Origin of the sequence: Mesorhizobium sp. B2-6-4 (genome assembly GCF_006441495.1) — a bacterium.
GTDB lineage: Bacteria > Pseudomonadota > Alphaproteobacteria > Rhizobiales > Rhizobiaceae > Mesorhizobium.
The window spans coordinates 189088-214179 of sequence record NZ_VFUE01000011.1 but is presented as its reverse complement, the minus strand read 5'-3'; the positions used below and the strand labels follow the sequence as shown (position 1 = coordinate 214179).

The following is a 25092-nucleotide window of genomic DNA, read 5'->3' as shown; positions in this document are numbered from 1 at the left end:
TGCGCCAGACCACGTATCGGCGCGGGAAGTCGCCTGACCCCGGCGCTTTCCTCGAACGGTATCGTGTCAATCTGGCGGCCATTACGCCAGAATGTCAGCCGGAATCGACAAACTGGCACGCCAGGAACGCGCCATAGCGGCGTTGCGGGCGCAGCTCGAACCGGAAGAGCTCTGTGCGTGACGCGAATATAGTTCTCTCACCGGCCGGCATTCATCCATGGCGATGATGCTGAGCCACGAGATACGACAGCATCGCCATGCCGTGAATGCCTCTCGGCAGCGCGGCAGGCCATGGAACGCCATGGCGGTGCGGGTCGACCAGGCGCTTACCGATCCCCATGCCGGTGTCGCAGATATCCCTCGCCGCTCTTCCCCGCGGGTTTGCTGCGGTCTGGACCAGCGGCTGGCCCCTTCAAGGCCGCTATCGCGCCGCAGAGCGGCCGGAACCCCCTCCGATCTCGGCAAGGCCGGCCCGCGTCCCGCGCGGGGACCAGTTAAGAACTGGCCCCCGCTTCTCCGCAAGCCGACCTCGCTCGCCTGGCAGGGTCCGGACCCTGAAGCGCCCAGCTCCCGCCGGTTCCTTTTGACCGCACCCGCAGGAAAGAACGGCCGAGGGCCGATCACCTGAAGGGCATCGCCAGAAAGGTAAGCTCAATGTCCAGTTCAATCCGCTCCCCCAAGTCCAAATCCCTCGTCCTCCCGCTCCGCAAGGGCACGACCCTCGAAATGGCCCGGCTCTGCTGTCCGGACAGCAGCCAGGCCGCAATCATCTCCGAAAGCTTCGGCCTTCCGGTCCTCGACAGCGACGGCATCCGCGACTTCCACGAGCGCAGCCTCATCGAAGGCGCCGACACCCTCTCCGAGGGGGTTTCCGACAAGGCGATGCAGATCCACCTGCAACGGATCGTCGGCTCCTATGTCGGTTCCGCCTACGGGGCAGGCCAGTTCTACTCCAAGGCCGTCACCGAGGCGAAAGACGCCACGGCCAAGCTCGCCAACGACATCCGCGACGAGGATCTGGACGGACCGGTAGGCTTCGACAGCAACGCCCAGCGCAAGCGCGAATTCGCCGCCGACATGGGCCTTCAGTCCCACGCCCTGCGCATGGCCGCCGAGGGAGCCGTCGCGGCCTACGAGCATATCGTCGGCGAGGCCTGGAAGCCCTACGAGCGTCAGGTCGAGAATCCCGGCCAGACTGTCAGCCGGCAGGCAGCCGACCTCCAGATGGCGGCGCTCGGCTAGCCGCACCGGCCGGAGCTACGGCTCCGCCCCATCTTCTCACATCGAGGCTGGTGTCCTTGCGGACACCGGCCTCTTCGCGTGTGCGTCGCCAAGGAACCCGACAAATGAATGTGATCCTGCAGGCCGCGCCAGTCGCGGCCGTCACGAACGTTGGTCCTGTTTCGGTCCTCGCCCCGCGAAACGGCTGCGCCGTCCTTCACTGACGTTGCGGCCCGCACACGACATCTCTCCTCCTTCCGATCGCTCGCGGCGGGTTCGCGAACCTGCGGTCCTGCGCATGCGGACCTCGTGACGGCCGCGACTGGCGCGACCTCGAATGGAGGTTTTGGAAAATGAGCAGGAAAGAGAGCAAACCCCGTCTCGATATCTACGCGAAGATCACCGATCGGATCGTCGCGGATCTAAAAAAGGGGGTGCGCCCGTGGGTGAAGCCCTGGAGCGCGGGAAATAGGACGGGTCGCATCACGCGACCGCTCCGCCACAATGGGCTGCCATACCAAGGCATCAATACACTGCTTCTCTGGTCGGAGGCGATGGCGCGGGGGTTCGTCTCGCCCACCTGGATGACGTTCAAGCAGAGCATTGAGCTCGGCGGTCATGTCCGCAAGGGTGAGACCGGCTCGATGGTCGTTTACGCCAGCCGTTTCACCCGCACCGAAACCGATGCGAAGGGCGAGGAAGTCGAACGCGGCATCCCCTTCCTCAAGGCCTATACCGTTTTCTGCGCCGATCAGATCGACGATCTGCCCGCGCAGTGTTACGACCATCCCGCGCCTGGGGCCGATCCGGTCGAGCGGATCGAGCATGCGGATGCCTTCTTCACAAATACTGGTGCCGTCATCCGCCACGCTGGCGACAAGGCGTTTTTCAATCCGACGCTCGATATCGTGCAAATGCCGCCCTTCGAGAGCTTTCGCGATGCCCAGAGTTATTACGCCACCTTAGGGCACGAGCTGACTCATTGGGTGGGCGGGGAAAAGCGGCTCGATCGCAATCCCGCGCGCTACCACAAGGATCGCTCCTTTCGCGCGCACGAAGAACTGGTCGCCGATCTGGGCGGTTGTTTTTTAGCGGCCGATCTCGGCATCGTCCCCGAGCTGGAGCCGAGGCCCGATCACGCAAGCTATCTGGCGAGCTGGCTTGAAATTCTCAAGAACGAGACGCGCTTCATTTTCGCCGCGGCGGCGCATGCCCAACGTGCCGTCAACTATCTGCACGATCTCCAGCCAGGGGCGACACAGGTCGCGGAGGCGGCGTGATGCTGCATGCTCCGACCATCATGGGGAGGGCGCCGAGCCTTCCCCATCCGCCTGCGCGCGCTGTCGCTTGGCGCCAGCGTGCAATCCACCACGCTCGCCCTGATGGCGGCCCATGGCGAGATCGGCCCCATGCTAGATTGCGCGATTTTCGCCGATACCGGCTGGGAGCCACAGGCCGTCTACGATCATCTCGCACGGCTGGTGTCGCCCAAAGTCTTGCCGTTCCCGGTCCATATCGTCTCGGACGGCAATATTCGCGAGCAGCTGAGCGCGGCCGGGTAGGCAACCGCTGGGCCTCGATCCTCGCCTTCGCCAAAGACCGTCACGCCGGCTGGCGCGGTAGTTCAATGTCAACAATCCGGAGGCTGATGCGCTGACGCGCAGGTTCGCCGATATGGCCGGCGTCAGCATCACCGATGCCATCATCATCGCGATGAAGGAGGCGATCGAGCGCCGGCGTGATGCCGAGAGCCCGCTTCAGACGGCTGCACGTCTGCGTGAAAAACGTGGCGTCTACCTGCGGAAGGCGGCTAAGAAGCCGCTTCCGCGAGTTTTTCGACGAGCGGAGGATCGAGGTTCGAGACTTGCCGCCCGCGCCCGAGACCACCAGGCTGGCGCTGTCGGCGGCACACCGGCATCGGTCCGGGGCCGATGGCCTAAATCTCGGGGATAGTCCCAATTATGCGTGCGCGAAATATTTCTCGACGCCCATTCTTGCGGCGGCAGGTGAGTTTCGGCAAACCGATCTCATCAAGGTTCCTTGGAGAACGACCGGCAGCTGCGCCTCGGACGACGTGAGTCGGCTGCTGGATCGACTATCAGGTATGCGGCTCCGCACCAAAACTTGCCGATTAACGAACCTCCGCCTGTGCGCCCGGCTCTATCGGTTGCCGATTCCGTTTGAGACGAGAGCCGGATAGGCAGTTGCTGGCCGCTTCCCCAAATTGCGCGCCATAAACGCAGCATCGTTTCAACGGGTGGGTCAGTCTGGCACGTAGCTCGCGCGCTTCTGTCGCTGATCTCCCGGTGCATCACCGTTTCGAAGCCGGTGCGAGACAATGGGGCTGCGGTTCTCGCCTTTGGGATCGGAGGCGATCCGTTGCCTGACCGTGACGGCGATGGGGCTCTCGAACGAACAGTCGCTGACTTGCGGGTATAACGCCGTCGACGGAAACGCCGGTCTCATTCCGGTTTCGACAAAGGCCACGTCCATCTGCGTGCGCGATGTGACTGGTCTGACCGAAGGCCGATCCCGCTATCGCGGGCTCTCGATCTTGTCCGGCAACGGCCTTCGCGACTTTCTTCCCCTGACGGCTGCGCCGCCATTCCTCGCGGATCAAGAGAGTCTCTCACGACCGCCTTCCACTTCGTTCCAGCCCTGCGGGTGCCAGTCGATCGCCTCAGGTCCACTGACCGTCATCGAGGTCGCGATGGGCGCGGCCCGAGCAACAAAGGATGAGACTTATGGCTACCATCGGCACCTTCGCTTCCACCGGCAATGGCTTCAGCGGTTCGATCAAAACCCTCAACCTCAACGTCAAGGCCAACCTAGTCCGCATCGAGAACCCTTCCGACAAGGGGCCGCACTTCCGCATCTTCTCCGGCAATGTCGAACTCGGCGCCGCCTGGCAGAAGACCTCCGCAGAGGGTCGCGACTATCTCTCGGTCAAGCTTGACGACCCGAGCTTCCCCGCTCCGATCTACGCCACCCTGATCGAGGTGGAAGGCGAGGAAGGCCTGCAGCTGATCTGGTCCCGCCCAAACCGGGACTGATTGCCCGCCAGAGGACCCCGCCACAGGCGGGGTTCCTCCTACCAATGGTGAAGCCGGAACCAGGCATCGAGCCCGGCCCCGCTTTTTTGCTGCCAACCGGGTGGGGGAGGTCTGCTCAGATTGTCCGAGGATGCCATGGCGTTCCGAAGGCGCCCAAGGACTTCGTGGTATCTCCAACAAGTTGACGCATTTCGGCTCCCCCACTCGCCGGCTCCGCCGGTCGCTGCGCGCCCTGGCCCCTCCGACCCATCATGACCGGCGGTGTCGCCCTCCACCAACGTCAAGGAGACGAACATGTCGATCGATTAACACATTGAGGAATTGCGCGCCGAGCTGCGGAACGCTGTCTGCCGCGACGAGCGCCGCGAGACCGAGGCCGCTCTGGAGCTCGCGCTTGCCGGGAGCGAAGTCATCTGGGCCGAGCAGGAGGCGCTCATGAAGCGCTTTGAACGACAGGTCGAGAATCCCGGCGCCGGCATCAACTGACAAGCAGCCACATCCAGATACCGGCATTCGAGAGTTTTTGCGACGCGGGTTCCTATGTCGCGGTGCTGAGTGATGAATTTGACCACCGGACGGCGGCACCCCATCGGGTGAATCGCGATGTCAGCCGCTATCCGAAGGATCGTAGCGAGCGGGCGAGGGAGGAACTCATTGCCGAATTTGGCAGCTGCTTCCTTTGCGCCGATCTCGGCATCGTACCCGGACCATACCAGCGATCTCGCATCCTAGCTCGAGGTGCTCTCCAACGACAAACGGTTCATTGTCTCGGCCGCAGCCCACGCACAGAGTGCCGTCGCCTTTCTGCACGATCGCCAGCCCAACATGGACAAGATCGGGAAGGCAGCTTGATGTTGCACGCGCATATCGTTGCTATCCCCGATTGGCCTTCGCGACCTCGGCGCCGGTCCAACTCCGGATCGGTGGACATCCCGCTTCTTGTTGACGTTATGGGGCTCTGGACCAGGCAGCGAGCTTTCCGGCATGTGGCGGTCACGCGTCGTTTCGTTCCTGTTTCCGGCGTGCCGCCCGTTATCTCTCAAACCGGCCCGTGTAATGCGGAAGGTCCGTTCCTGTTGGAGCTGCCTTTTCCGATGTGCCAGAGCATGTCGGGAGGCGGGTATGATCATGCCCGGCCATTCCTGCGATTTCGGTAGGTGACGCTGAGCGCCTGCTTTCATTCCGGTGCTTTCACACAAGACACACCCACCTACGACTTCGATGTGGCCTGTCTGACTGGAGGCCGCCTTCGCTGCGCTCCGTCTCGCTCTCACACCCGCAACGGCCGCTCGCGACTTTCTTCCCCTGGTCGCTGCGCGTCCATTCCTCGCGGAACAAGAAAGTCTCTTCCATCCGCCCTTCACGATGTTTCGGCCCCTGCGGGGTGCAGGTCGATCGCCTCCGGTCTGTCGGCCCTTATCGAGGTCGCGATGGGCGCGGCCCGAGAAACCAAAGGAATGAAACAATGGCCACCATCGGTACCTTCACCTCCACCGGCAACGGCTTCAACGGGACGATCAAGACCCTCAACCTTAACGTCAAGGCCAAGATCGTTCGCGCAGAACGCACCAGTGACAAGGCTCCCGACTTCCGCGTCCTCGCCGGCAATGTCGAGTTCGGTGCCGCCTGGCAGAAGACTTCGAAGGAGACGGAACGCGGCTACCTCTCGGTCAAACTGGACGACCCGAGCTTCCCCGCTCCGATCTACGCCACCCTGATCGAGGTGGAAGGCGAGGAAAGCCTCCAGATGATCTGGTCGCGGCCGACCCGGGACTGAGACTCCAAAGATCGAGGCCCCGCCACCCGGCGGGGGCCTCGATCTTTGACTTGGCAGCAGCGTTCAGCCGTTGAGCGCGTCCTTGGCGGGTGTGAAAGTCAGCTTCTTCGAAGCGGCGATCTTAATGGCGGCGCCCGTCGAGGGATTGCGCCCCTCGCGCTCCGGCGCCGTCTTCACCTTGAACTCGCGGCGGCGTCGGCAATCGTCTTGAAGACGCCATCGACAACGATTTTGCTTACGCCTTGTTCAGGCGGTTGTCGGCGGCGACCTTGTCGCCGATTTCGTTCGCTGTCGCCATCGAGATGGCTCCTTTTTGTGTTGTTGCCTCCTCATGTTTGACACGCACAATCCAGAGAATGAGTAGCTGACGGCACCTACGAATCGCTATTTTCCGTCGGGCCCACCGCAGCAGGGCGCAGCAATTACGTGACTTACGTATACAACATCAAATATAGCAATCATCAGGAGGGCAAATGCTCCGGCTAAGTGGTTCCTACTCAACCAGTGACCTGTCGCGGAAATCCGGCGATATCATCGCCGAGCGCTACGCCATCCGGTCACGATAACTCAGCGCAACAAGCCTCGTCTGGTGCTTCTCAATATCGAGGAATATCAGCGGCTGATGAGCTAGGCCGATGCGCGGGCAGCAGGGACGATCGAAACGATGTCCGATAGCCTGCTCACCGAGTTCGAGGATGCGGTTGAAGCCTGTTCGGAAGTGGAACAAGCGGGCGGCAAGGAGCTACCGACCAAATCGAGACGTGGTGCCTCATCCGCTGTCCATGTCTGTTGGCACGCGAAGCCAGCCATGGCGAAACCGAAGGTCGTAAGAACAGGCCGATCGCCGTTGGCGTTCGTCTGGCCCGCCCTGGCGGCGATCTGGTGCTGTTCTTTCCGATCAGTACCAAGCAGCTGGAACCGGTCAGGTTCGCCGTTGAGGTTCCGTCCATCGAGAAACGACGAGCAGGGCTTGATCCTGACATGCGTCTTTGGATCATCCTCGACGAGTTCAATACCGACATTGTCGGCCGATCGTTTTATGTTGAACCTGAGCCGCCGGTCGGCCGGTTCAGCAAGGCATTCTTCCTTCCGCTGCTGCGCGGGTTCATCGCACGCCGCAAAACACTCACCGAGGTAAATCGGCACCGGTAGCGCGCGGGTCAACGTAACCTCGCCGTCGCTTTGCGCGCTCAAGCCGGAGGAATGCGCCCTCGACCTCTTGCGGGTCATCAAAGGTTTCGACTTTGGCTTGGCCGTTCGTGCCGATCCGTCCCCAGTTGCGGATGAGCGACGCACCACCGAACAGGGTCGGCTGAATCGAGAGCGAATAGAACCGCGCCATGTTGCGGGTGGCGTCGATACGGTGAAGATAGGCCGGTCCTGTCTCGGAGCTAAGCATCGAGCGAGTCTCGCTCCCGAAACATACAACGTCCAACGAGTTCGTCGAATCGATCTCAGCCAAATGATTCATTACGCTGATGGATTGATATCGAAATGGCTGCCCAAAGGGCGGCCGCCGGCGTTGCCGGCGGCGAAGCGGAGGGGCTGAACGCGCTATCCAAACTGCGCCGAAGAGAAGCCCCGGAGCTTCCATGGAGAACGAAATTCGTGGCCGATCGGCCGGGTCATTTCCTTTTCGGCCCGAACCTGTTCGCGCCAGCGGTTGCGATCATCTCCTTGCGCCGGAAATAGATCGCGCGGCCGCACCGCAGTGGCGGATTGCCAGCGGTGAAGACGATCTGTTCGTCCGTGCGCATTTGCATGACCTCGTGTGGAAGGATCAGAGGGCGTCGGGCGAGTTGCTTCGAGCGGGTTCTCGACGTGCCGTTCATCCGTGAGGAAGTGCTGGTCTGATCGACCTCGACCGTCGTGTCGCCGCAACGCTTCGAAATGTATTCGGCCGTTTCAGGGTCATTGATCGCGGCGAACGATGTCCACGAGGCGGATTCGAACCATTTCGAAGAGGCGTCGCGTCCGCCATAGGCTTCGCGCATCTGCCCGATCGACTGGAACAGCATCAGGAGACTGATTCCGTATTTGCGGCCTGCGTCACGGGCGGTTTCGAGAATGCGCATGTAGCCGAGGCGCGCTACCTCGTCGAGCAGGAAAAGGGTGCGGTCTTCGACGTGGCCATTGCGATTGTAGATGGCATTCATTAGCGACCCGATGATTACGCGCGCAAGGCCCGGATGGTTCTCGAGTGTCTTCAGGTCGAGGTTGATGAAGATGTCGGTGTTTCCCACTGCAACCTCGTCGGTCGCAAAACTTCTGCCAGAGACGAGCGCGGCGTAGTTCTCGTAGGACAGCCAGTGCGTTTCCTTGGACGCAGCGCCATAGATGCCCGAGAATGTCTCCGGTGTCATGTTGATGAAGGGCGCAACGTTCTCGCGGACAAATGCGCTTTGCGACGAGTCGTAGATTTCCTGTAACCGGGTTCGCAGTTTTGGTTCCGGCTCGGCAAGATTGGTCCGGACCTGGCGTAGCGTCTGGTTCCCGGTTGGCGTGTGCCCGGAGAGGCAGACGTCCGCTATCAGGGCCGTCACCAACTGCTGCGCCGATCCACGAAAGAAATCGTTTCGGCTGGCGTCGACCCGCGGATTGTCGGTCATGATCCAGGATGCAACCGCGGCGATGTCCTCCTCTTTCGTGCCGCCAAACCTGCCAATCCAGTCGAGCGCATTGAAGCCGGTGCCGTCACTTCCCGGATCGATGACATAGACCTGTCGATTGAGCGATTTGCGATGCGCGGTAACCATCGGGGCGACCTCGTTGGAGGGATCCAGAACCACTAGTCCACTCCTCCATTGAAGGGTGGTCGGAATGGTCACCGACGTTGTCTTGAAGCCGCCGGACCCGGCAAAGACGATCGCATGACCCGATCCGAAGTTGCCCGCGAAGCCGAGCAGTGGTTTGCGCCCGCCACTGCCCCAGCTGTCGTGATCGCTCGCCTTGAACGATCTGGGGGCAACTGTGTCGCGGTCGACACGATAACGCTCTCCGACGACGATGCCGCCTCCTGCGGGAAAAAGTTTCGCCGCCTCGGTCAATCTCATCCAGTCAGCGTCGCCGTGGATGGAGCGCTTGCCCGGGATCCGCTTCGGCGCAGGTGATACGAAGGCCGCGTTGCCGAGAAGTGTAACTCGAAGGGCGAAGATACCAGCGCCCAAGGCGACTATTGCGCCGCCGAACGCAAAAGGATCGGCATATGACAACAGCGTTCCCTCGGCGACGCGATCCGCGAATGAAAGGAGCCTGCCGCTTTCGTTGATGACGGCGGTCACGACCACGATCATCCCACCGAGAAGCGCGCTGAGGCCCGCCGACCTGATCGATGCCGAGCCGGCGGCAGCAAACAGAAAGATCAGTCCGATGCCGCCCGCCGTAGCATAGGGAAGAGCCAGCCCGACCTTACCGAGAAACAGATATGCGGAACGTGATGTTCCAAGCGAAGCGAGCCAGGTCTCAATCCCGGTCAGGCCCCACAGCATTGCGATCATAAGTGCCGCCGGCGCGATTGTGAGTACGAGTTTCTTCCATATCATTGCCGAAGGCAGCCTTTCCGATTGCGCGCAGGCGCGCCCATTCCGTCTGGTTGTCAGTGCGGCGCGCCAGATCGACGAGAGCCCCCAGGATCACGGCGCGATCGGCCGAGCGAAGGCCGGCCTTCACGATCAGACCGCCGAGTTGGATTTTCTCGCGAGTATCGCGCTTGCGCTCCTCCGCCGAATGCCGTCGCTGCATGTTCATCACTCGCTCAAGCATCGCCTTCAGCAGGCCGAGCCGGCTTCGGCGCGGCTTGCCGGCGCTTCTCGCTTCCCGGCTGAAATCGTACGGCGATCTCCGCGAAAAGGTCCGAGAGCTTCGCCTCGTCGACATCGAGATCGCCCAGACCGGCCTTGACCGCGATGCGGCCGATCCGTTCGGCCTCCTTGGCCTCGGCCGCCTTCAGTTGATCGTGCAGGCGCTCGATCTCCTCTTTAATCTTCGACGATGATTTTCTCATGTGTTTGCTCCGGCTCATGACGCTCATTTCGAGAAGCCGATCATTAGGGTGAAGCCTGGTGCCGACACCTGCGGATTTCCGAAGCTGTCGTGCGGCAAGCGCTGCCGCAGTATCCCGCCGAACAAAGTGAGGATTGAAGGGCGCACTTATACGTCGCTTGCGCGACGGTGTGCTCCCGGCGGGAGCTTTGAAGCCGGATGGCCATCTACCACTTGCATGCGCAGATCATCGGCCGGGGAGAAGGCCGCAGCGCGGTCGCGTCCGCCGCCTACCGGCATTGCGCACGGATGGAGATCGAGGCGGAGGCGCGGGTCGCCGACTATTCGAACAAGCACGGGCTTGCCCATTCCGAGTTTGCCTTGCCTGAAGCAGCGCCAGCATGGCTTCGCAGCCTGATCGACGGGCGCGACGCGGCAGGCGCTTCCGCGGCCCTCTGGAATGCCGTCGAGGCTTTCGAGAAGCGAGCCGACGCGCAATTCATGCGCGAGATGGATCTGGCGCTCCCAGTCGAATTTTCTCGCGAGCAGAACATCGCGCTGGCGCGGGCATTCGTGGCGGAACAAATTCTTCCGCGCGGCATGGTTGCCGATTGGGCCTATCACGACAGTCCCGGCAATCCGCATATCCATCTCATGACGACGCTGAGGCCGCTGGCGCAAGACGGATTCGGGCCGAAGCGGATCGCGGTGCTTGACGAGGATGGCAACCCGCTTCGGATCAAATCGAAGCTGAATCCGCGCGGGAAGATTGTCTACCGCCTGTGGGCCGGAGATGAGAAGACCCTGAATGAGTGGCGCGAAGCCTGGGCGGCCCTGCAAAACCGAGATCTCGCCAAGCAAGGGCTCGACATTCGTGTCGATCACCGCTCCTTCGACGAACGGAGACTGGAGCTCGTGCCAACCTCCAAGATCGGCGTCGGTGCAACACACATCGCCCGGGAGGCGGCAGCCAGGGGGCGCGGCGTCGATCTCGACCGGATGCGTATATTCGAGGAGCAGAGACAAGAATCGGCGAAACGGATTGAACGCCGCCCAGAAATCATTCTCGACATGATCGCGCGCGAACGCAGCGTCTTTGCCGAGCGCGATCTGGCGAAGCTGGTGCATCGCTATGTCGATGATCCGGCAAGGTTCTCGAGCGTCATGGCGCGGCTGGTGACTAGCCCCGAGCTGGTACGGCTGCAACGCGAGACGCTCGACTTCGAGACTGGCGAACGCATTCCGGAAAGGCTTGCCACAAGAACGATGATCCGCACCGAGGCCGAGATGGCTCGGCAGGCATTGCACCTGTCTGGGGAGGAGACTTTTGCCGTCTCGAACGACGCGCTCGCGGTCACGTTCCACGAGCATGCCTATCTGCACGACGAGCAACGCGCCGCGGTTGAATATGTGACTGGTGCATCCCGCATCGCTGCGATCGTCGGCCTCGCAGGCGCGGGAAAAACCAGCGCGCTGAAAGCGGCACGGAAGGCTTGGGAACGCGAAGGTTTTCGCGTCGTTGGCGGGGCGCTCGCCGGCAAGGCGGCCGAAGGCCTGGAAAAGGAAGCGGCAATCGCGGCGCGCACATTGGCGTCATGGGAGCTTCGGTGGGGGAGGGGTACTGACCTCCTCGACGGCAAGACGGTTTTCGTAATGGACGAGGCCGGTATGGTCGCATCGAGACAGATGGCGTTGTTTGTCGAGGCGGTCGCCCGCGCCGGGGCCAAGCTCGTCCTGGTCGGCGACGGCGAGCAGCTTCAGCCGATCGAAGCGGGCGCTGCTTTTAGAGCGATCCATGACCGCGTCGGCTATGTGGTGCTCGAAAATGTCCGCCGCCAGAAGCAGGACTGGATGCGCAAAGCGAGCGTGGATTTCGCGCGCGGCAGGACGGCGGATGCGATCAACGCCTATCGCGCCCGTGGCAAGGTTCTCGGCAGCCAGACCAAGGCTGAAGCGATCAAGATGCTGATCGGCGACTGGAACCGCGATTTCGATCCTGCAACCTCGTCGATCATCCTCGCGCACCTTCGCCGCGATGTGAGTTCGCTGAACGAGCAGGCCCGCGCGGCACTTATCGAGCGTGGCGTGATCGGCGAAGGGTTTCGATTCCAGACCGAACAGGGACCACGGAACTTCGCAGGCGGCGACCAGATCGTATTCCTGCGAAACGAGAATTCGCTAGGTGTGAAGAACGGCATGATAGGCCGCGTCGCCGAGGCGAAGCTGGGTTGCATCATCGTCGAGGTAGGCGACGACAGACGCCGGGTCGAGATCGCCCAGACATTTTATCGCGATATCGATCACGGCTACGCAACGACGATCCACAAGTCGCAAGGCGCGACCGTTGATCGGGTAAAAGTGCTCGCCTCGCTCTCGCTCGACAAGCATCTTTCTTATGTTGCCATGACCCGCCATCGCGAGGATGTCGCGCTGTATTACGGGCGTCGATCCTTTGAGAAGGCGGGCGGCCTGATCCCGCTCCTGTCACGCCGCAATGCCAAGGAAACGACGCTCGACTATGCCGGCTCGCGCGAATATCTCGATGCTCTTCGCTATGCGATGAACCGCGGCCTCCATGCGTTCCGCGTCGCCAGAGCCCTGCTCGACGACCAGCTGCGTCTCATCGCTCGCGCCAGGGAGAAGGTGGCGAGACTGGGTGTCAAGCTCGCGGCGTTCGCCTCAAGCGCTAGCTTGCGACCGGTCAAGCAAGCGTCGGCTCCGAATGCTTCTTCCCGCTCATGGGTCCTGAGACCCGCTTCCACGGCCAACGCGCCCACCAACGTCGTCGAACCACTGGTGCGCGGTGTGACGCAATGGGTGCAATCGCTCACTGAGATTGTGAAGGAAAATGTTTTGTCCGAAACGTCAGTGAAGCTGCAATGGCGCGAGGTGTCGGACCGCTTTGCGCAGATCTATCGGGATCCGCATGCGGCCGCGAACGCCATGAAAATCGACGCGGTGGTCGAAGCGCCCGATCGTCATCGCGCCGTGCTCGATCGACTTGCAGTCGACCCCGAAACTTTCGGCGAGTTGCGAGGTAATGTCGGGCTCTTCGCCTCGAAGGCCGAGAAGCAGGAACGGCAGATGGCGATCGAAGGAGGTGCCGCGCTCAACACAGAGATCGAGCGCTACATCCGCCTTAGGTCGGAGGCTTCCAATCGGTTTGAGGTCAAGGAAAAGGAAGCGCGTCAACGCGCATCGATCGATATACCGGCGCTTTCTCAGTCCGCAACCGTCGTCATGGAGCAGGTACGCGATGCGATAGACCGCAACGATCTGCCGGCCGCGCTCGGCTTCGCACTCGCCGACCGCATGGTCAAGGCCGAGATCGATCTGATGAATGCCGCACTCGGCCAGCGTTTCGGGGAGCGCGCCCTGCTGGGACTGGACGCACAAAAGATCGATGGTCCAGCCCATAAGACGCTGTCAGCGAGTATGCCCGCCGCCGAGAAAAAGAAACTCGCGGAAGCCTGGCCGACCTTGCGTGCGGCACAGCAGCTCGCCGCGTATGAGCGGTCCGTCCAGGCAATGAAGCAGGCAGAAACCGCCAAGCTCGTTCAACGCCCGACCCTCAAATCTGGTTTGTGACGATGCACCATCAACGTCGAAACGCTTTCACCATTCTTGGCGCCGGCGCCGCACTACTGCTGTTGATCGCCGCGGCCGGAGCATGGGGTGGTTATCGGCTGAACATGACGCGGAGCTATCCGCTTGGTCTCTGGCGGATCGAGGTGATGCAACGGGAAGCAAAGGTGGGTGACATCATCTTCATCTGTCCGCCGGAAGCATCGGTCTTCGAACTGGCGCTCAAGCGCGGCTATCTCCCGCGAGGTCTGTGCACCGGAGGAACCGGTCCGCTGATCAAGAAGGTCGCGGCAATCGCCGGACAGGACATCGCCGTCGATGCTCGCGTGCATATCGATGGCCGCCTCCTCGATCATTCCGAACTCCGCGCGGTCGATGGCAAGGGCAGGTTGCTCCCAGCCTTCGCCGGCGGCGTGGTTCCGGCCGGCAAGGTCTTCCTTTACTCCAGATTTCCAGGTTCATATGATTCGCGCTATTTTGGGCCGGTTTCGGCCGCTGGCATTCTCGGCCTTGCGAAACCGATCCTCACCTTCACGCCTTGATCGACTTTGTTCGATGATACTCATCGCCGGGGGTGTCGCTGCTGGCGCGATCGGCTGGAGCGGAAATCCGCTCGCTCTTCCGATGGCCATGGCATTTCCTGCGCTGTGGGCGCTTTCGCCTTCGCGCCTGGTTGCCGCCTGCGCGTCCGCAGGTTATTTCCTGGCGGCGTCGCGGGGTCTGCCGCAGGGCGTAGCGAACTTCTACGGCTCGCAGTTCGCGGTCGGCATCGCGCTTTGGTTTACTGCGTCGCTCGCTTTCGTAGCCGTCCATGCGGTCCTCTGGACGTCGAGCCAGGGCTGGCGCGTGCTACGCTACGCGATCGCCGCGGTGGCGATGAGTATCCCGCCCTTCGGTGTTGTCGGCTGGGCGCATCCAATCACGGCCGCCGGAATTCTGTTTCCAGCATGGGGTTGGTTCGGGCTAGCTGCGGCTGCAATCCTCATGCTCACCATGACGACGAAGCGATGGCCAATCGCGGCCGCGCTGCTGGGTGGGTTTTGGACTTGGTCCGCCGCACATTGGACGCCGCCAAATCCGCCAGAAGGTTGGGTGAGTGTCGATACACGGTTCCGGGGTTCGGCCGGTCACTATGCCGGCTATGCACAACAAGGCGAGACGATCATTGTCGCCAAAACAGCGGCCATGGACGGCGCGCGCATCATTGTCCTACCGGAAAGCGCCGCTGGTCTCTGGACACCGACTGTCGAACGGCTCTGGACACGGGCGCTGACTGGGAGCGGCGTGACTGTCATTGCTGGGGCCGCCGTGGTCGACCAGGGTGGCTATGACAACGTCATGATGCGGATATCGGCCGAGGGAAGTGAAATCCTCTATCGAGAGCGCATGCCGGTGCCGATCTCCATGTGGCAACCATGGCTCGCGTGGGTCGGGCAGCGCAGCGGGGCGAGGGCACATGTCTTTGCCAATCCTGTCGTCGATGTCGAGGGCGTGAAGGTTGCGCCGCTGATCTGCTACGAGCAGCTCATCGTCTGGCCGGTGCTACAATCCATGCTCTATCGCCCGGATGCCATCGTCGCGAGCGGGAATGGCTGGTGGACGGCAAGCACCAGCATCCTCGCGATCCAAGAGGCGAACGCACAAGCCTGGGCGTCTCTGTTCGGCTTGGCGCTCGTTTCGGCGGTCAATCGCTGACGGAAAAGGCCGGTCGTTTCGAGGGACTGGGCGATAGCGTAGGCTACGGCCTTCTTGTCAAGGCTCGCTCCATGAGTTATATGACTACTTTGGTCACAGGGTTATCAAGATGAAAGAGGTTCAGCTTAAAGATGTGAAGGCGACGTTCTCGCATGTCGTCGACGAAGCGGTTGCAGGCGCCCCGACGGTTGTCACCCGTCACGGCAAAAGAGAGGCTGTCGTAATCAGCTATGCGGAGTACCAGCGCCTTTCCCGTGTGCCATCGCTGGGTTGGCTGCTTACAAATTCGCCGTTGGAGGACGGTGACCTGCTAGCGCGAAGCCGAAAGCCCGCACGAGCTCTGCGTGACCCGGCGTTTTGACGTTGTACCTTCTGGATACGAATGTCGTCAGTTTGCTCGCCCCCTCGAGACGCAGGACACCCTCCGATGAAAGACTAGTTGCCTGGATCGTCGACAGATCCTCCGACCTTTGGCTGTCCGTCATCACCTCGGCTGAGATCGAGGACGGTATTGCGAACGCCAAGCGAACCGGTGCCACCAAAAAAGCGGCCGCGCTCGCTGAATGGTGGGGAGAAATTCGTCACTACTACGGTAGCCGCATTCTGCCTCTTGATCTCGAGACGGCAACGATAACCGGGCAACTTACGGCAGTCGCCCGCGGAGCTGGCATCTCTCCCGGTTTCGAGGATATCGCGATTGCTGCCACAGCCACGCAACACGATCTAGTCGTGCTCACGGACAATGAAAAGGATTTCAGACCGCTCGGAGTTCGGTGTCAGAATCCGTTCATCGGGCTTCCCGGTTAGCTTGCCCAATCGAAATATTGAAGTTCACATAAGTATCTGAATAGTAATCACAAATGTTAGTTCCATAATACATGTTATGCAACTAAAGATTATTGCCGCAAAATAGAAATGTCTTGATTCCGCAAAGTAGGAATGTCGCCCTGCTCGCCGATGAGCGAGGGAGACGGCGGGTTGGGACTGATCTTAATGAGCGAGCGCGAGCTGCAACGCATCGAGGTGCTGTCGAAGGTTTTGGAGCGGCGCATGACGGTTGTCTCGGCGGCGCATGTCCTGGATATGACAACGCGCCAGGTCCAGCGTCTGCTGAAGGCGTTCCGGACTGAAGGCGCCGCGGCACTTCGGCACAAGGCTCGAGGACGACCGTCGAACCATCGATATGTCGCCGGCATCGGTGAGTTGGCGGTTCGGCTGGTTCGGGAACACTATCTCGACTTCGGGCCGACCTTGGCGGCCGAGAAGTTGGCGGCGAACCACGGCCTGATCGTGTCGCGAGAGACGTTGCGCAAATGGATGGCGGAAGCCGGAATCTGGCTGTCGCGCAAGCAGCGCCGGACATTCCATCAGCCTCGTTTGCGTCGAGAATCTTATGGCGAGCTGGTGCAGATCGACGGCAGTGATCACCGTTGGTTCGAGGAGCGGGGCGATCCATGCACCCTGCTCGTCTTCATCGACGACGCCACGAGCAAGCTCCAGCAGCTTCGCTTTGTGAAGTCGGAGAGCACCTTCAGCTACTTCGAGGCGCTGGAACTCTATCTGAAGGCACACGGCTGTCCAGTCGCATTCTACTCCGATAAGCACACTGTGTTTCGTGTCGCCAAGAAGGATGCCAAGGCAGGCCGCGGCATGACCCAGTTCGGCCGCGCCTTGTCAGAACTCAACATTGAGATCCTGTGCGCCAATTCGAGCCAGGCCAAAGGCCGGGTCGAAAGGGTCAATCGGACGCTGCAGGACCGTCTTGTGAAGGAACTGCGCCTCGCCGGCATATCGGACATCGAGGCGGCCAATGCGTTCCTACCGGCGTTCATGGTCGACTTCAACGAGAGGTTCGCCAAGGTCTCTGCCCGACCGGACAATCTGCATCGCGCGTTGAATGTTGCGCCGGATCGGCTGCGTGACGTGCTGTGCAAGCGGGAGCAGCGCTATGTCGGCCAGCAATTGTCATTCTCCTACGAGCGCAGGCAAATCATGCTGGAGAAGAACGAGCTTTCGTGCGGACTGGTCGGCAAATACGTCGATATCTACGAGTTCGCCGACGGTCGGCTGGACGTTCGGTGGAGAGCGTGTTCCCTGCCCCACACCGTCTTCGACAAGGAGCAGCGCGTCACGCACACGGCGATCACCGAGAACAAGCGGCTCGGCGAAGTGCTGACCTGGATCAAGGCTCAGCAGGACGAGGCGCGGCCTCCGCCGAAGATCAAGACCAACAGCGAGCAGAGCGCCTACAAGAAGCGCGGAACGAGGCCGGGCCGCAGGACGGATTTCATGAACGATCCTGCTGTCATCGCGCGACGAGAACAGGCACTGGCAAGGTTGGCCGCAGCCGAGTGAAGCGGCTCTCAAAGCCAAAGCCGAGGGGAACTTAATGGAACCGCGCCCGATCGGGCTGCGCAACCCCGACCAGCTTACGCCCGATCGGGCGCTCCGTTGGCGCCAGGGTCCGCCTAATTGTCGCATTTCTAACTTGCTGTACCCTGCCCTTTGGAACGGCCAATGCGACATTTCTACTTTGCAGAACCGGCGACATTTCTACATCGCCGCCAAAAAGGTTGTAGCGCCTATATAGAGATGCGACACTTTCCGCTTCCGAGGCTGGTCAGCATGAAGCTGGCAAAGAAGGCTGGCGACTTCACGGAGCCTGGGGTGAGACCGGCCTTGTTGCGAGCCCTCGAATCAGGAAACCTCCGGCAGAACGACTGCAGCGGTTCGTGCGCACATGGCCAGTGACACCGCACCTGGATCGGGATGGCCGATGCTGCGTTCCGCCAGCGGACGGGCGCGACCGAGCTTTGGGACGAGCGAGGATGTCGCATTAGCCGCCAGCGTCGCAGCGTGCGCAGCATCGCGCCAGGCTTCCGCCAAGGTGTTTCCGGATGCGACCTTGTGTTCCAGCGTTTCCACGAACGGCACAAGCGCGTCGACCAAAGTCTTGTCACCGATGCTTGCACCTCCCAATCGGGTCACGCTATTGAGCGCGCGGCGCGCTCCGAGGAGCACCGCCTCCGTCGTCACGGGTTCATCGTCCTTGAAGCTGCTGCTCCACGAACGAAGCAACAAGCCCCAGATGGCCCCGGACGTGCCCCCTGCCCTGTCGGCCCAGGCATCGCCTGCCGCTGCTAGAACGCTCGCGGCGCCGGCACCGGCGGCCGCAGCCCCCGAAGCGGCGGCAGACGCAGCAGCCGAACCACGGCTCATGCCTTGCCCGTGATCGCCGTCGCCGGCTATGGCATCGATGCGGCCAAGATCCTTCTCGGCATCTTTGAGCATCGCCGCAAGGCTCTGCATCAGGTTGGCGATACAAACGCCGCTTGCCTTGGAGGCTGCGGAAGCCGCCAGGTAGACCGGCTGTCCTTCTGGCTCATTTAGGACGTCGGTGGTCGGATTAGCGGCGATCACCGCGCCTCTGCGAAGAACCGGCGCGTCGCTTGGGGCGCGCCAATAGGCTTCCAACTCGTCATCAAGCCATAAAAGGCTCAACGAACACCCCTGCATGTCCAAACTGGTAACGAATTCACCGGCCTCGGGTTCGATCACCTCGAGCCCCTCCGACTTGAGCTGCAAAGCAATCGCGTGCCACAGCACGAAGAGTTCCTCGTATTTGGTAGAGCCGAGGCCATTGAGCAAGGCGGCTACCCTTTTCGCTCCCGCCGGGCGCTCTGCGACGAGGGTGCCGACAAGAAGTTTTGCGAGATCAGAGGCCGACGTTATATCTTCCTCGCGGATTCCCGGTTCGCCGTGAATGCCCAGACCCAACGCCATCTTTCCACAGGGAACCGTAAACAGCGGAGCGGCGGCGCCCGGCGGCGTGCATCCTTTGAACGCCACACCGAAAGACCCAATGCGGCTGTTAGCATGGCGGGCAATACGCTCGACCTCGTCGATCGGCAGGCCAGCTTCGGCTGCGGCGCCCGCTATCTTGAACACGATAACGGTGCCAGCGATTCCGCGCCGCTTGGCAACTGCATCTGCGGGCGAACTGGCAATATCGTCAGTCACCGGCAAGAGCCGGACGTCGATGCCCTCTGCCCGCAATCGTTCCGCCGCCACGCCGAAATTCAGCACGTCGCCGGCGTAATTGCCGAAGCCGAGCAGAATTCCACCGCCTCTGTCTGCAAGCCGGCATACGCGCGCTACGGCGGCGGTCGACGGCGAGGCGAAGACATCGCCGGCAACCGCAGCATCTGCCAGGCCCGGGCCAACGTAACCTGCGAACGCGGGATAGTGCCCCGAGCCGCCTCCGACAACGAGGGAGACCTTGCCTTTCGCCACTTCGGTGGAACGCACCACACCACCCTTGACCAAGCGAACATGGTGACCGTGGATTGAACAAAAGCCTGCCAGAGCTGCCGAAGCGAAATCTTCTGGAGCGTCGTAAATGGTGGTCATCGCGCAGTTTCCCCATTGCTTGATACTGTCTTGGGGAGAATGCGCCTTAGATAGTCGCGGTTGGTGGCACTGACAGACAAGCCGTCGCCGCCATAGTGTTCGCAAAGAAAGGGGCTTGCAAAACCGTGGTCGAGCGCAAGGCTTATGGCGACGCGATAGTTGACGATACCCGTCTCAAGGGGAGCCGGGTGCGTGATGATCGCGCCGGAAACAGGATCTTCAACGCGGGTATAATTCTTCACGTGCCAGTACTTGGCAAATGGCGCAACCTTGTCGATCATCTCCAGCCAGTGCTCGACCGGCCTGTGCAGGCGAATGAGGTTGCCGACATCGGCGTTGATCCCGACATTCGGCAGACCCACATCGGTGACGAAGCGAACTGAGCTTTCGGCCGTTCCAAGATAGGTGTCCTCATACATTTCGAGCGACAATTCGATGCCGAGCTCCTCCGCGTGGCAGCCGAGTTCGCGGATGCGCGCCACGGCCTTCCTCCATACCTGCGGATCGTCGGGATTCCTGACGCCATCCACCGTCCAGAACCACAGCGCCGCCTTCTGGGCATCGGTCAACGGCCCGAACAGACCAAACGACACGCAGCCGGCGCCGATCCGTGCGGCGGTCTCGATGACGCGATGGCTATAGGCGAGGTGCGCATCGCCATGTTCGGGGTCGATCACGCTTCGCCGCGACGTCGAAATCGCGGGAATCGCGAGATTGAGCGTACCTGCCAATTTCACGAAATCATCCAGCCGCGCGGCTGAGAGATCGGCCAGCCTTAGCCAGCTGTCGGTCGGATCGAGTTCAGTGAAGCCGGCATCCACGACATCGGCAAGCGTGGCTTGCCACTCCTCGACACTTTGATCCTGGACCGATCGGCCGTCGCGCAAGACATTTGGATACTGGATCATGGCTGCGGCTATCGGCCAATTGTGTCTGTTCCACTTCCTCGGTGGGATAGTCACGGGAACCTCCATTAGGGATAAAAGGCTGGGAGTGTCAGGTTGAGCTCAAAACGGGCTTTCGCTCGGGCCCTGCTGAAGGTCCGGCCTGATCATTCGTCTGCGCGAGATGCCCAGTACCCACATCAGCAAGGGAGACAAAAGAAGAAGGCAGCCGATTGCCATCAGCGTGGATACGAGACCATTCGACCAAAAAATGCTCAGCTTTCCAGAAGATAGCAGCATCGATTGGCGAAATGCGTCTTCCGCCTTGTCTCCCAGCACCATAGCCAGAACCAGCGGGGCGAGCGGATAATCGAGCTTCTTGAAAATGTAGCCGAGCAGGCCAAACAGAACGACCAACCACAGGTCAGTGAGAGAGTTGCTTACCTGGTAAGCGCCACTGAAGATGACCGCCACGATGACCGGACCGATGATGGTGAACGGCACGCGCAGGATCGAGGCGTAAAGAGGCACGGTGGCGATCACCAATAGGACCGCGACGATATTGCCGAGATACATACTTGCAATCAGGCCCCAGACGAAGTCCGGACGTTCGACGAACAGCATGGGGCCAGGGGTGAGGCCCCAGATCATCAGGCCGCCCATCATGACAGCCGCCGTGGCCGAGCCTGGCACGCCCAGGGCCAGCATCGGCAGCAGCGCCGACGTTCCAGCCGAATGATCGGCGGTTTCAGGCGCGATGATGCCGCGTGGGTCACCCTTGCCGAACATCGACTTGTCGCGCGCCGAACGGCTGGCCAGGCCATAGCTCATGAAGGAGGCGGCGGTCGGACCTGCGGGCGTGATGCCCATCAGGATGCCGATGAAAATCGAGCGCAGAACTGTGAACCAGTACCGCGGCAGTTCGAGCAGCGTCCTGCCGACCTCTGAAATCCGGACACGAGCCTTGATGCCTTCGAAGCGCAGCCCCTCCTCAGTGGTCAAGAGGAGTTCGCCCATGCCGAATAGCCCCATTACCGCGATCAGGAAGCTGATACCCTTAATCAGTTCGGGAATGTCGAAGGTCAGGCGAAGGTTGCCTGATATCGTGTCCATGCCCACCGAAGCGAGCGCAAAACCCAGCATCATCGATACCAGCGTCTTGGACGGCGCGGCGGAGCCCATCGAGATGAAACTGGCGAAGGCGAGAAAATAGACCGCAAAATACTCAGGCGACGAGAACCGCAGAGCAAAGTTGGCAACCCATCCGGAAAGCAACGTGATCATCACGACGCCTGCGAGCGCGCCAATACCGGCGGAGACAAATGCAAGTGTCAGCGCGCGGCTGGCCTGGCCTGCCTTCGCCATCGGGTAACCGTCAAAAGTCGTGGCGACCGACGAGGGTTCGCCCGGTATGTTGAACAGGATCGAGGTCGTCGACCCGCCGAATAGAGCGCCCCAATACATGCAGGACAGCAGGATGATTCCCGAGATCGGGTCCATCGAGAACGTCAACGGCAGCAGGAGCGAGACGCCGTTCGGAGCACCGAGCCCTGGCAGCACTCCCACCAGGATACCAAGCGTGACGCCGACCATCATCAGCAGCACGTGCTGAAAGGTCAGGATATGGCCGAAGCCTTCAAAGAGCAGGCCGATGTTGCCCATTGCCGTTCCTCCCCAGGACGCTTGCTGGACTGCGGATCAATAGATGCCGAACCACGCCTCGACCGGCCCTTTGAGAAGAGGAACCTTGAAGCCCATCTCGAAGACGACGAAGAAAAAGGCTGCCACAGCCAGCCCCGACGGCAGAGCGATCCACCATTTGTATTTGCCTTGGAAGTGCATCGCGCAAGCTATGTACAGCGCGGTTCCGACATAGAGGCCAAGGAAACTGGAGACTGCTGCGTAAGCGACGAGCGGCAGCAGAAAGGACGCGACCGATTTGATGCGTCGCGCATCCAGCAAGGTCTCCCCGAGCTTTCGATGTCTTTTCACCGCCAGCAAAATGTTCATGACGCTGCCGACGACAATCAGAAGGCCGACATAGAAAGGAAAATAGCCGGCATCCGGCCCCATTTCGGTCCAGCCGGCACCTGCCTCGGTTGAGCCATAGCACACCGCCACGCCTAACGCGGCTGTCGCCCCTGCAACCACGATCTCCATCGCGAAGCGAGAGATGCCTCTGGTACCGTGGCTGCTCATTGGTCGACCTTCTGGTAGGGCGCGAGCGCCCGAAGGACGCTCGCGCGTGTCTTCGAAAGATATCAGTTGGCGAGCCAACCCTCGCGCTTTAGGACCTCGCTCACCGAAGCTTCGTCCGACTTTATGAAATCGGCGAACTGCCCGCCACTCATGTAGCCCGGAGACTGCGAGGTGTCGGCGAGGTACTTGGCCCATTCTGGCGTCTCGGAAACTTTCTTGAGGACATTGGCATAGAAGTCGACCACATCCTGGTCTACGCCGGCGGGCAGCCACACCGTGCGCGGCATGTTGTAGTCCGCGATCGGAATGCCGGAGTCCTTGCATGTCGGGATATCGGCCCAACTTGCGCTGCCAGCGACCTTTGCCTTGTTCTTCAACTTTTCCGATTTGAAGACGCAGAGTGGTTTCACCATGCCCGCCTGCCACTGGCCGAGATTTTCGCTGGGATTGTTGACATTGGCCGCGACATGTCCGCCCGCGAGTTGGACCGCAGCTTCGCCGCCGCTCTTGTAAGGAACATAGCCGAGATGCGCGCCGGTTGCCTCGTTGATCAGGCTGGTCAGGATCTGATCAGTGTCCTTTGACTGGCTGCCGGCGACCTTGAGTTCGCCTCCTGCTTCCTTCGCCTTCGCGACGAAATCGGCTGCCGTCTTGTAGTCCGCCTTGCCATTTACCCAGAGAATGAACTCGTCGGCGGCAAGTGCAGCCACTGGCGTCAGATCGGCCGAAGTGTACGGCACTTTCGCACGGATCGGCAGCAGATAGGCATTGTTGGTACCGAAGGCGAGCTTGAAATTATCGCCCTTAGCGGTCGCCGTATAGACAAAGCCCTCGGCGCCGCCGGCACTGCCTTTGTTGGTCACAATCACTGGCGCCTTCATCAAATTGTACTTGCCAATGATCGACTGGATCGTTCTTGCGAAAATGTCGGTGCCACCGCCAGCTCCGGCAGTAACGACGAACTCGACTGGCCTGTCTGGATCGAAAGCCAGAGCCGGCGTAGCTGCCGCGAAAGCCGCAACTAGGATCGTTGCTCTCGATATGGAAGTTTTCATGTCACTCCTCCCTCTGAAAAACCGGCGCGGAGACCTCCTGGAACGCCGGCATGCGTTATCTGGAATCAGGCTGCCGCGGACAGGCCAGCGCTTCGCCGGGCCATCCGGGCCGCGAGCAGTACTGCCTCGCGGCTGGCGCCGACGTCGGCGATCCCCTTGCCAGCGATGTCATAGGCCGTGCCGTGAGCGGGCGTGCACAGCGGAAAAGGCAGTCCGCCCATCATTGTGACGCCCTTGTCAAAGCCCATCAGCTTCATCGCGATCTGGCCCTGGTCGTGATACATAGTCAGCACAGCCTGGAAGCCTTCTTTCAGCGCCCGCAGGAACACGGTATCGGCCGGGAATGGACCTTCTACGTTCAAACCCAGCGCTTTCGCTTTTGCCACGGCCGGTTCTATGATTTCGATCTCTTCCATGCCAAAGCTGCCGCCATCGCCGGCGTGCGGGTTGAGCCCTGCGACCGCTATGCGCGGATTGTCATAGCCAGCATCCCTGAGACATCCGTACGTCAATTGCAGTTCGGACAGGATGAGATCGACCGATAGGCTGGAGGAAACTTCGGCAAGCGGGATGTGCGAGGTCACGCGCGCGTTCCAAACCTTGTCCAGGACGTTGAACTCCCGGACCTTGCCGGTGAAGCCGATCACATCGGCAACGAAGCGTATCTCGTCGTCGTAGCCTGGATAGGCGAACCGCATCGCTTTCTTGTTGAAGGGCGTGAAGCACACGCCATTGACCCTTCCAGCATTCGCCAGTTCCAGGGCCGTGCGGAAGTTGCGGGTCGCGAATGTTCCTCCAATCAGAGTGGCCTCGCCTCGCTTCACGTCACTGGGATTAAGATGGCGCAGATCGATGAAGGCGTGACGGCCGGAATCCGCCCCTTCCAACCCGTCAAACGGGACCATTTCGATATCGAGTGTCACGCCGGCAATGCGGGCGCCTTCGTCCAGAACGCGACGGTCGCCGATCACGACGAGCTTCGCCGCATCCAGGACTTCAGGCAACGCAACGAGCCGCGCCGTCAATTCAGCACTTACTCCGGCAGGATCGCCCATCGCGAGCGCCAGCACCGGACGCGCCCCCGTCTCAACCGCAGCAGCCATCATTTCCTCTCCGTTTCCCCTGCATACACAGCCCACCAGTCTGCATCAAGTCTTTTGTATGCTGTATGCAGCATTTTTGTTCCTTGACGCCAACTTCGCGAGATTCCATGCTGCGGCGGCAAAAAGAAT

At 61.1% G+C, this 25092-nt stretch carries 23 protein-coding genes and 4 pseudogenes; 16 read left to right on the top strand and 11 right to left on the bottom strand.

All coding sequences use genetic code 11. The features are described 5' to 3' along the window. Nucleotides 1-654: 654 nt before the first annotated feature. The 8 genes and pseudogenes from FJ426_RS17360 to FJ426_RS17315 all read left to right on the top strand — a co-directional run bounded on the left by FJ426_RS17360 (nucleotide 655) and on the right by FJ426_RS17315 (nucleotide 6051). Nucleotides 655-1242 (top strand): hypothetical protein, encoded by a 588-nt coding sequence (locus FJ426_RS17360; RefSeq protein WP_140501375.1) that lies wholly within the window; start codon nucleotides 655-657, stop codon nucleotides 1240-1242. Nucleotides 1243-1574: 332 nt separating this feature from the next. Beyond that, nucleotides 1575-2501: a zincin-like metallopeptidase domain-containing protein gene (locus FJ426_RS17355; RefSeq protein WP_140501373.1), complete on the top strand. Its 927-nt coding sequence runs from the start codon at nucleotides 1575-1577 to the stop codon at nucleotides 2499-2501. 6 nt (nucleotides 2502-2507) lie between these two features. Beyond that, entirely contained in the window at nucleotides 2508-2783 is a 276-nt protein-coding gene (locus tag FJ426_RS17350; RefSeq protein WP_224647528.1) for a hypothetical protein, read from the top strand. Nucleotides 2784-2847: 64 nt separating this feature from the next. Next, nucleotides 2848-3051 (top strand): annotated as a pseudogene (locus tag FJ426_RS32185) (type II toxin-antitoxin system VapB family antitoxin); the annotation flags it as partial. A gap of 914 nt (nucleotides 3052-3965) precedes the next feature. Next, the gene (locus FJ426_RS17335) at nucleotides 3966-4274 is read left to right on the top strand and encodes a DUF736 domain-containing protein (RefSeq protein ID WP_140825457.1); all 309 of its coding nucleotides are present in this window, start codon (nucleotides 3966-3968) and stop codon (nucleotides 4272-4274) included. A gap of 321 nt (nucleotides 4275-4595) precedes the next feature. Beyond that, nucleotides 4596-4760 (top strand): hypothetical protein, encoded by a 165-nt coding sequence (locus FJ426_RS17330; RefSeq protein ID WP_224647530.1) that lies wholly within the window; start codon nucleotides 4596-4598, stop codon nucleotides 4758-4760. Nucleotides 4761-4768: 8 nt separating this feature from the next. Next, nucleotides 4769-5126 (top strand): annotated as a pseudogene (locus FJ426_RS17325) (zincin-like metallopeptidase domain-containing protein); the annotation flags it as partial. Between the two features lie 613 nt (nucleotides 5127-5739). Then, a complete protein-coding gene (locus tag FJ426_RS17315) occupies nucleotides 5740-6051 on the top strand; it encodes a DUF736 domain-containing protein (protein WP_140562286.1) in 312 nt (103 codons plus the stop codon). A 63-nt stretch (nucleotides 6052-6114) separates the two neighbouring features. Here the strand turns inward: FJ426_RS17315 and FJ426_RS17310 are convergent. Further along, nucleotides 6115-6349 (bottom strand): annotated as a pseudogene (locus tag FJ426_RS17310) (HU family DNA-binding protein). Nucleotides 6350-6524: 175 nt separating this feature from the next. Between FJ426_RS17310 and FJ426_RS17305 the strand changes: the two are divergent. Both FJ426_RS17305 and FJ426_RS17300 read left to right on the top strand, forming a co-directional pair. Continuing rightward, nucleotides 6525-6784, top strand: a pseudogene (locus FJ426_RS17305) (type II toxin-antitoxin system prevent-host-death family antitoxin); the annotation flags it as partial. Nucleotides 6785-6840: 56 nt separating this feature from the next. Further along, the gene (locus tag FJ426_RS17300) at nucleotides 6841-7203 is read left to right on the top strand and encodes a hypothetical protein (RefSeq protein WP_246675564.1); all 363 of its coding nucleotides are present in this window, start codon (nucleotides 6841-6843) and stop codon (nucleotides 7201-7203) included. Here FJ426_RS17300 and FJ426_RS17295 read toward each other — a convergent pair. From FJ426_RS17295 to FJ426_RS17280, 4 genes are all read right to left on the bottom strand, one after another. Then, entirely contained in the window at nucleotides 7178-7450 is a 273-nt protein-coding gene (locus FJ426_RS17295; protein ID WP_140501367.1) for a WGR domain-containing protein, read from the bottom strand. The two genes, FJ426_RS17300 and FJ426_RS17295, sit on opposite strands and share 26 nt — an antisense overlap. Before the next feature lie 226 nt (nucleotides 7451-7676). Next, nucleotides 7677-9593 carry a Ti-type conjugative transfer system protein TraG gene (gene traG / locus FJ426_RS17290; protein WP_140825456.1) on the bottom strand — a complete coding sequence of 639 codons (1917 nt, stop codon included), beginning with the start codon at nucleotides 9591-9593 and terminating at the stop codon, nucleotides 7677-7679. Continuing rightward, nucleotides 9514-9798 carry a conjugal transfer protein TraD gene (gene traD / locus FJ426_RS17285; protein ID WP_318013632.1) on the bottom strand — a complete coding sequence of 95 codons (285 nt, stop codon included), beginning with the start codon at nucleotides 9796-9798 and terminating at the stop codon, nucleotides 9514-9516. Before traD ends, traG begins: the two co-directional genes overlap by 80 nt. 7 nt (nucleotides 9799-9805) lie before the next feature. After that, nucleotides 9806-10054, bottom strand: coding sequence for a TraC family protein (locus FJ426_RS17280; RefSeq protein WP_140501363.1), 249 nt, complete (start codon nucleotides 10052-10054; stop codon nucleotides 9806-9808). Nucleotides 10055-10251: 197 nt separating this feature from the next. On the opposite strand from FJ426_RS17280, the gene traA reads away from it, so the two are divergent. From traA to FJ426_RS17250, 6 genes are all read left to right on the top strand, one after another. After that, a complete protein-coding gene (gene traA, locus FJ426_RS17275; RefSeq protein WP_140825455.1) occupies nucleotides 10252-13620 on the top strand; it encodes a Ti-type conjugative transfer relaxase TraA in 3369 nt (1122 codons plus the stop codon). A gap of 2 nt (nucleotides 13621-13622) precedes the next feature. Next, nucleotides 13623-14159 carry a conjugative transfer signal peptidase TraF gene (traF, locus tag FJ426_RS17270; RefSeq protein WP_140562278.1) on the top strand — a complete coding sequence of 179 codons (537 nt, stop codon included), beginning with the start codon at nucleotides 13623-13625 and terminating at the stop codon, nucleotides 14157-14159. A gap of 13 nt (nucleotides 14160-14172) precedes the next feature. Then, nucleotides 14173-15312, top strand: a complete 1140-nt coding sequence (locus tag FJ426_RS17265; RefSeq protein ID WP_140501357.1) for a conjugal transfer protein TraB — start codon at nucleotides 14173-14175, stop codon at nucleotides 15310-15312. A 109-nt stretch (nucleotides 15313-15421) separates the two neighbouring features. Then, nucleotides 15422-15673 carry a type II toxin-antitoxin system Phd/YefM family antitoxin gene (locus tag FJ426_RS17260; protein ID WP_140501355.1) on the top strand — a complete coding sequence of 84 codons (252 nt, stop codon included), beginning with the start codon at nucleotides 15422-15424 and terminating at the stop codon, nucleotides 15671-15673. 2 nt (nucleotides 15674-15675) lie between these two features. After that, nucleotides 15676-16119 carry a type II toxin-antitoxin system VapC family toxin gene (locus FJ426_RS17255; protein WP_140825454.1) on the top strand — a complete coding sequence of 148 codons (444 nt, stop codon included), beginning with the start codon at nucleotides 15676-15678 and terminating at the stop codon, nucleotides 16117-16119. A 171-nt stretch (nucleotides 16120-16290) separates the two neighbouring features. After that, nucleotides 16291-17667 (top strand): ISNCY family transposase, encoded by a 1377-nt coding sequence (locus tag FJ426_RS17250; RefSeq protein WP_181172000.1) that lies wholly within the window; start codon nucleotides 16291-16293, stop codon nucleotides 17665-17667. 342 nt (nucleotides 17668-18009) lie between these two features. On the opposite strand, the gene FJ426_RS17245 is transcribed toward FJ426_RS17250, so the two are convergent. The 6 genes from FJ426_RS17245 to FJ426_RS17220 all read right to left on the bottom strand — a co-directional run bounded on the left by FJ426_RS17245 (nucleotide 18010) and on the right by FJ426_RS17220 (nucleotide 24963). Next, complete coding sequence (locus FJ426_RS17245) at nucleotides 18010-19722, bottom strand: dihydroxyacetone kinase family protein (protein ID WP_140825453.1); 1713 nt, start codon at nucleotides 19720-19722, stop codon at nucleotides 18010-18012. Next, the gene (locus tag FJ426_RS17240) at nucleotides 19719-20678 is read right to left on the bottom strand and encodes a sugar phosphate isomerase/epimerase family protein (protein WP_140825483.1); all 960 of its coding nucleotides are present in this window, start codon (nucleotides 20676-20678) and stop codon (nucleotides 19719-19721) included. Before FJ426_RS17240 ends, FJ426_RS17245 begins: the two co-directional genes overlap by 4 nt. 51 nt (nucleotides 20679-20729) lie before the next feature. Beyond that, entirely contained in the window at nucleotides 20730-22268 is a 1539-nt protein-coding gene (locus FJ426_RS17235; protein WP_140825452.1) for a tripartite tricarboxylate transporter permease, read from the bottom strand. A 36-nt stretch (nucleotides 22269-22304) separates the two neighbouring features. Then, nucleotides 22305-22805: a tripartite tricarboxylate transporter TctB family protein gene (locus FJ426_RS17230; protein WP_140825482.1), complete on the bottom strand. Its 501-nt coding sequence runs from the start codon at nucleotides 22803-22805 to the stop codon at nucleotides 22305-22307. 62 nt (nucleotides 22806-22867) lie between these two features. Beyond that, on the bottom strand, nucleotides 22868-23860 hold the full coding sequence (locus tag FJ426_RS17225; protein WP_140825451.1) for a tripartite tricarboxylate transporter substrate binding protein: 993 nt from the start codon (nucleotides 23858-23860) through the stop codon (nucleotides 22868-22870). A 65-nt stretch (nucleotides 23861-23925) separates the two neighbouring features. Next, the gene (locus FJ426_RS17220) at nucleotides 23926-24963 is read right to left on the bottom strand and encodes a 4-hydroxythreonine-4-phosphate dehydrogenase PdxA (protein WP_181176962.1); all 1038 of its coding nucleotides are present in this window, start codon (nucleotides 24961-24963) and stop codon (nucleotides 23926-23928) included. Nucleotides 24964-25092: the final 129 nt, after the last annotated feature.

Bases quoted from the DNA above. Each gene is read 5' to 3' on its own strand.
- FJ426_RS17360 (WP_140501375.1), top strand. From the start codon at position 655: ATGTCCAGTTCAATCCGCTCCCCCAAGTCCAAATCCCTCGTCCTCCCG.
- FJ426_RS17355 (WP_140501373.1), top strand. From the start codon at position 1,575: ATGAGCAGGAAAGAGAGCAAACCCCGTCTCGATATCTACGCGAAGATC.
- FJ426_RS17350 (WP_224647528.1), top strand. From the start codon at position 2,508: ATGCTCCGACCATCATGGGGAGGGCGCCGAGCCTTCCCCATCCGCCTG.
- FJ426_RS17335 (WP_140825457.1), top strand. From the start codon at position 3,966: ATGGCTACCATCGGCACCTTCGCTTCCACCGGCAATGGCTTCAGCGGT.
- FJ426_RS17315 (WP_140562286.1), top strand. From the start codon at position 5,740: ATGGCCACCATCGGTACCTTCACCTCCACCGGCAACGGCTTCAACGGG.
- FJ426_RS17295 (WP_140501367.1), bottom strand. From the start codon at position 7,450: ATGCTTAGCTCCGAGACAGGACCGGCCTATCTTCACCGTATCGACGCC.
- traG (WP_140825456.1), bottom strand. From the start codon at position 9,593: ATGATATGGAAGAAACTCGTACTCACAATCGCGCCGGCGGCACTTATG.
- traD (WP_318013632.1), bottom strand. From the start codon at position 9,798: ATGAACATGCAGCGACGGCATTCGGCGGAGGAGCGCAAGCGCGATACT.
- FJ426_RS17280 (WP_140501363.1), bottom strand. From the start codon at position 10,054: ATGAGAAAATCATCGTCGAAGATTAAAGAGGAGATCGAGCGCCTGCAC.
- traA (WP_140825455.1), top strand. From the start codon at position 10,252: ATGGCCATCTACCACTTGCATGCGCAGATCATCGGCCGGGGAGAAGGC.
- traF (WP_140562278.1), top strand. From the start codon at position 13,623: ATGCACCATCAACGTCGAAACGCTTTCACCATTCTTGGCGCCGGCGCC.
- FJ426_RS17265 (WP_140501357.1), top strand. From the start codon at position 14,173: ATGATACTCATCGCCGGGGGTGTCGCTGCTGGCGCGATCGGCTGGAGC.
- FJ426_RS17260 (WP_140501355.1), top strand. From the start codon at position 15,422: ATGAAAGAGGTTCAGCTTAAAGATGTGAAGGCGACGTTCTCGCATGTC.
- FJ426_RS17245 (WP_140825453.1), bottom strand. From the start codon at position 19,722: ATGACCACCATTTACGACGCTCCAGAAGATTTCGCTTCGGCAGCTCTG.
- FJ426_RS17235 (WP_140825452.1), bottom strand. From the start codon at position 22,268: ATGGGCAACATCGGCCTGCTCTTTGAAGGCTTCGGCCATATCCTGACC.
- FJ426_RS17230 (WP_140825482.1), bottom strand. From the start codon at position 22,805: ATGAGCAGCCACGGTACCAGAGGCATCTCTCGCTTCGCGATGGAGATC.
- FJ426_RS17225 (WP_140825451.1), bottom strand. From the start codon at position 23,860: ATGAAAACTTCCATATCGAGAGCAACGATCCTAGTTGCGGCTTTCGCG.
- FJ426_RS17220 (WP_181176962.1), bottom strand. From the start codon at position 24,963: ATGGCTGCTGCGGTTGAGACGGGGGCGCGTCCGGTGCTGGCGCTCGCG.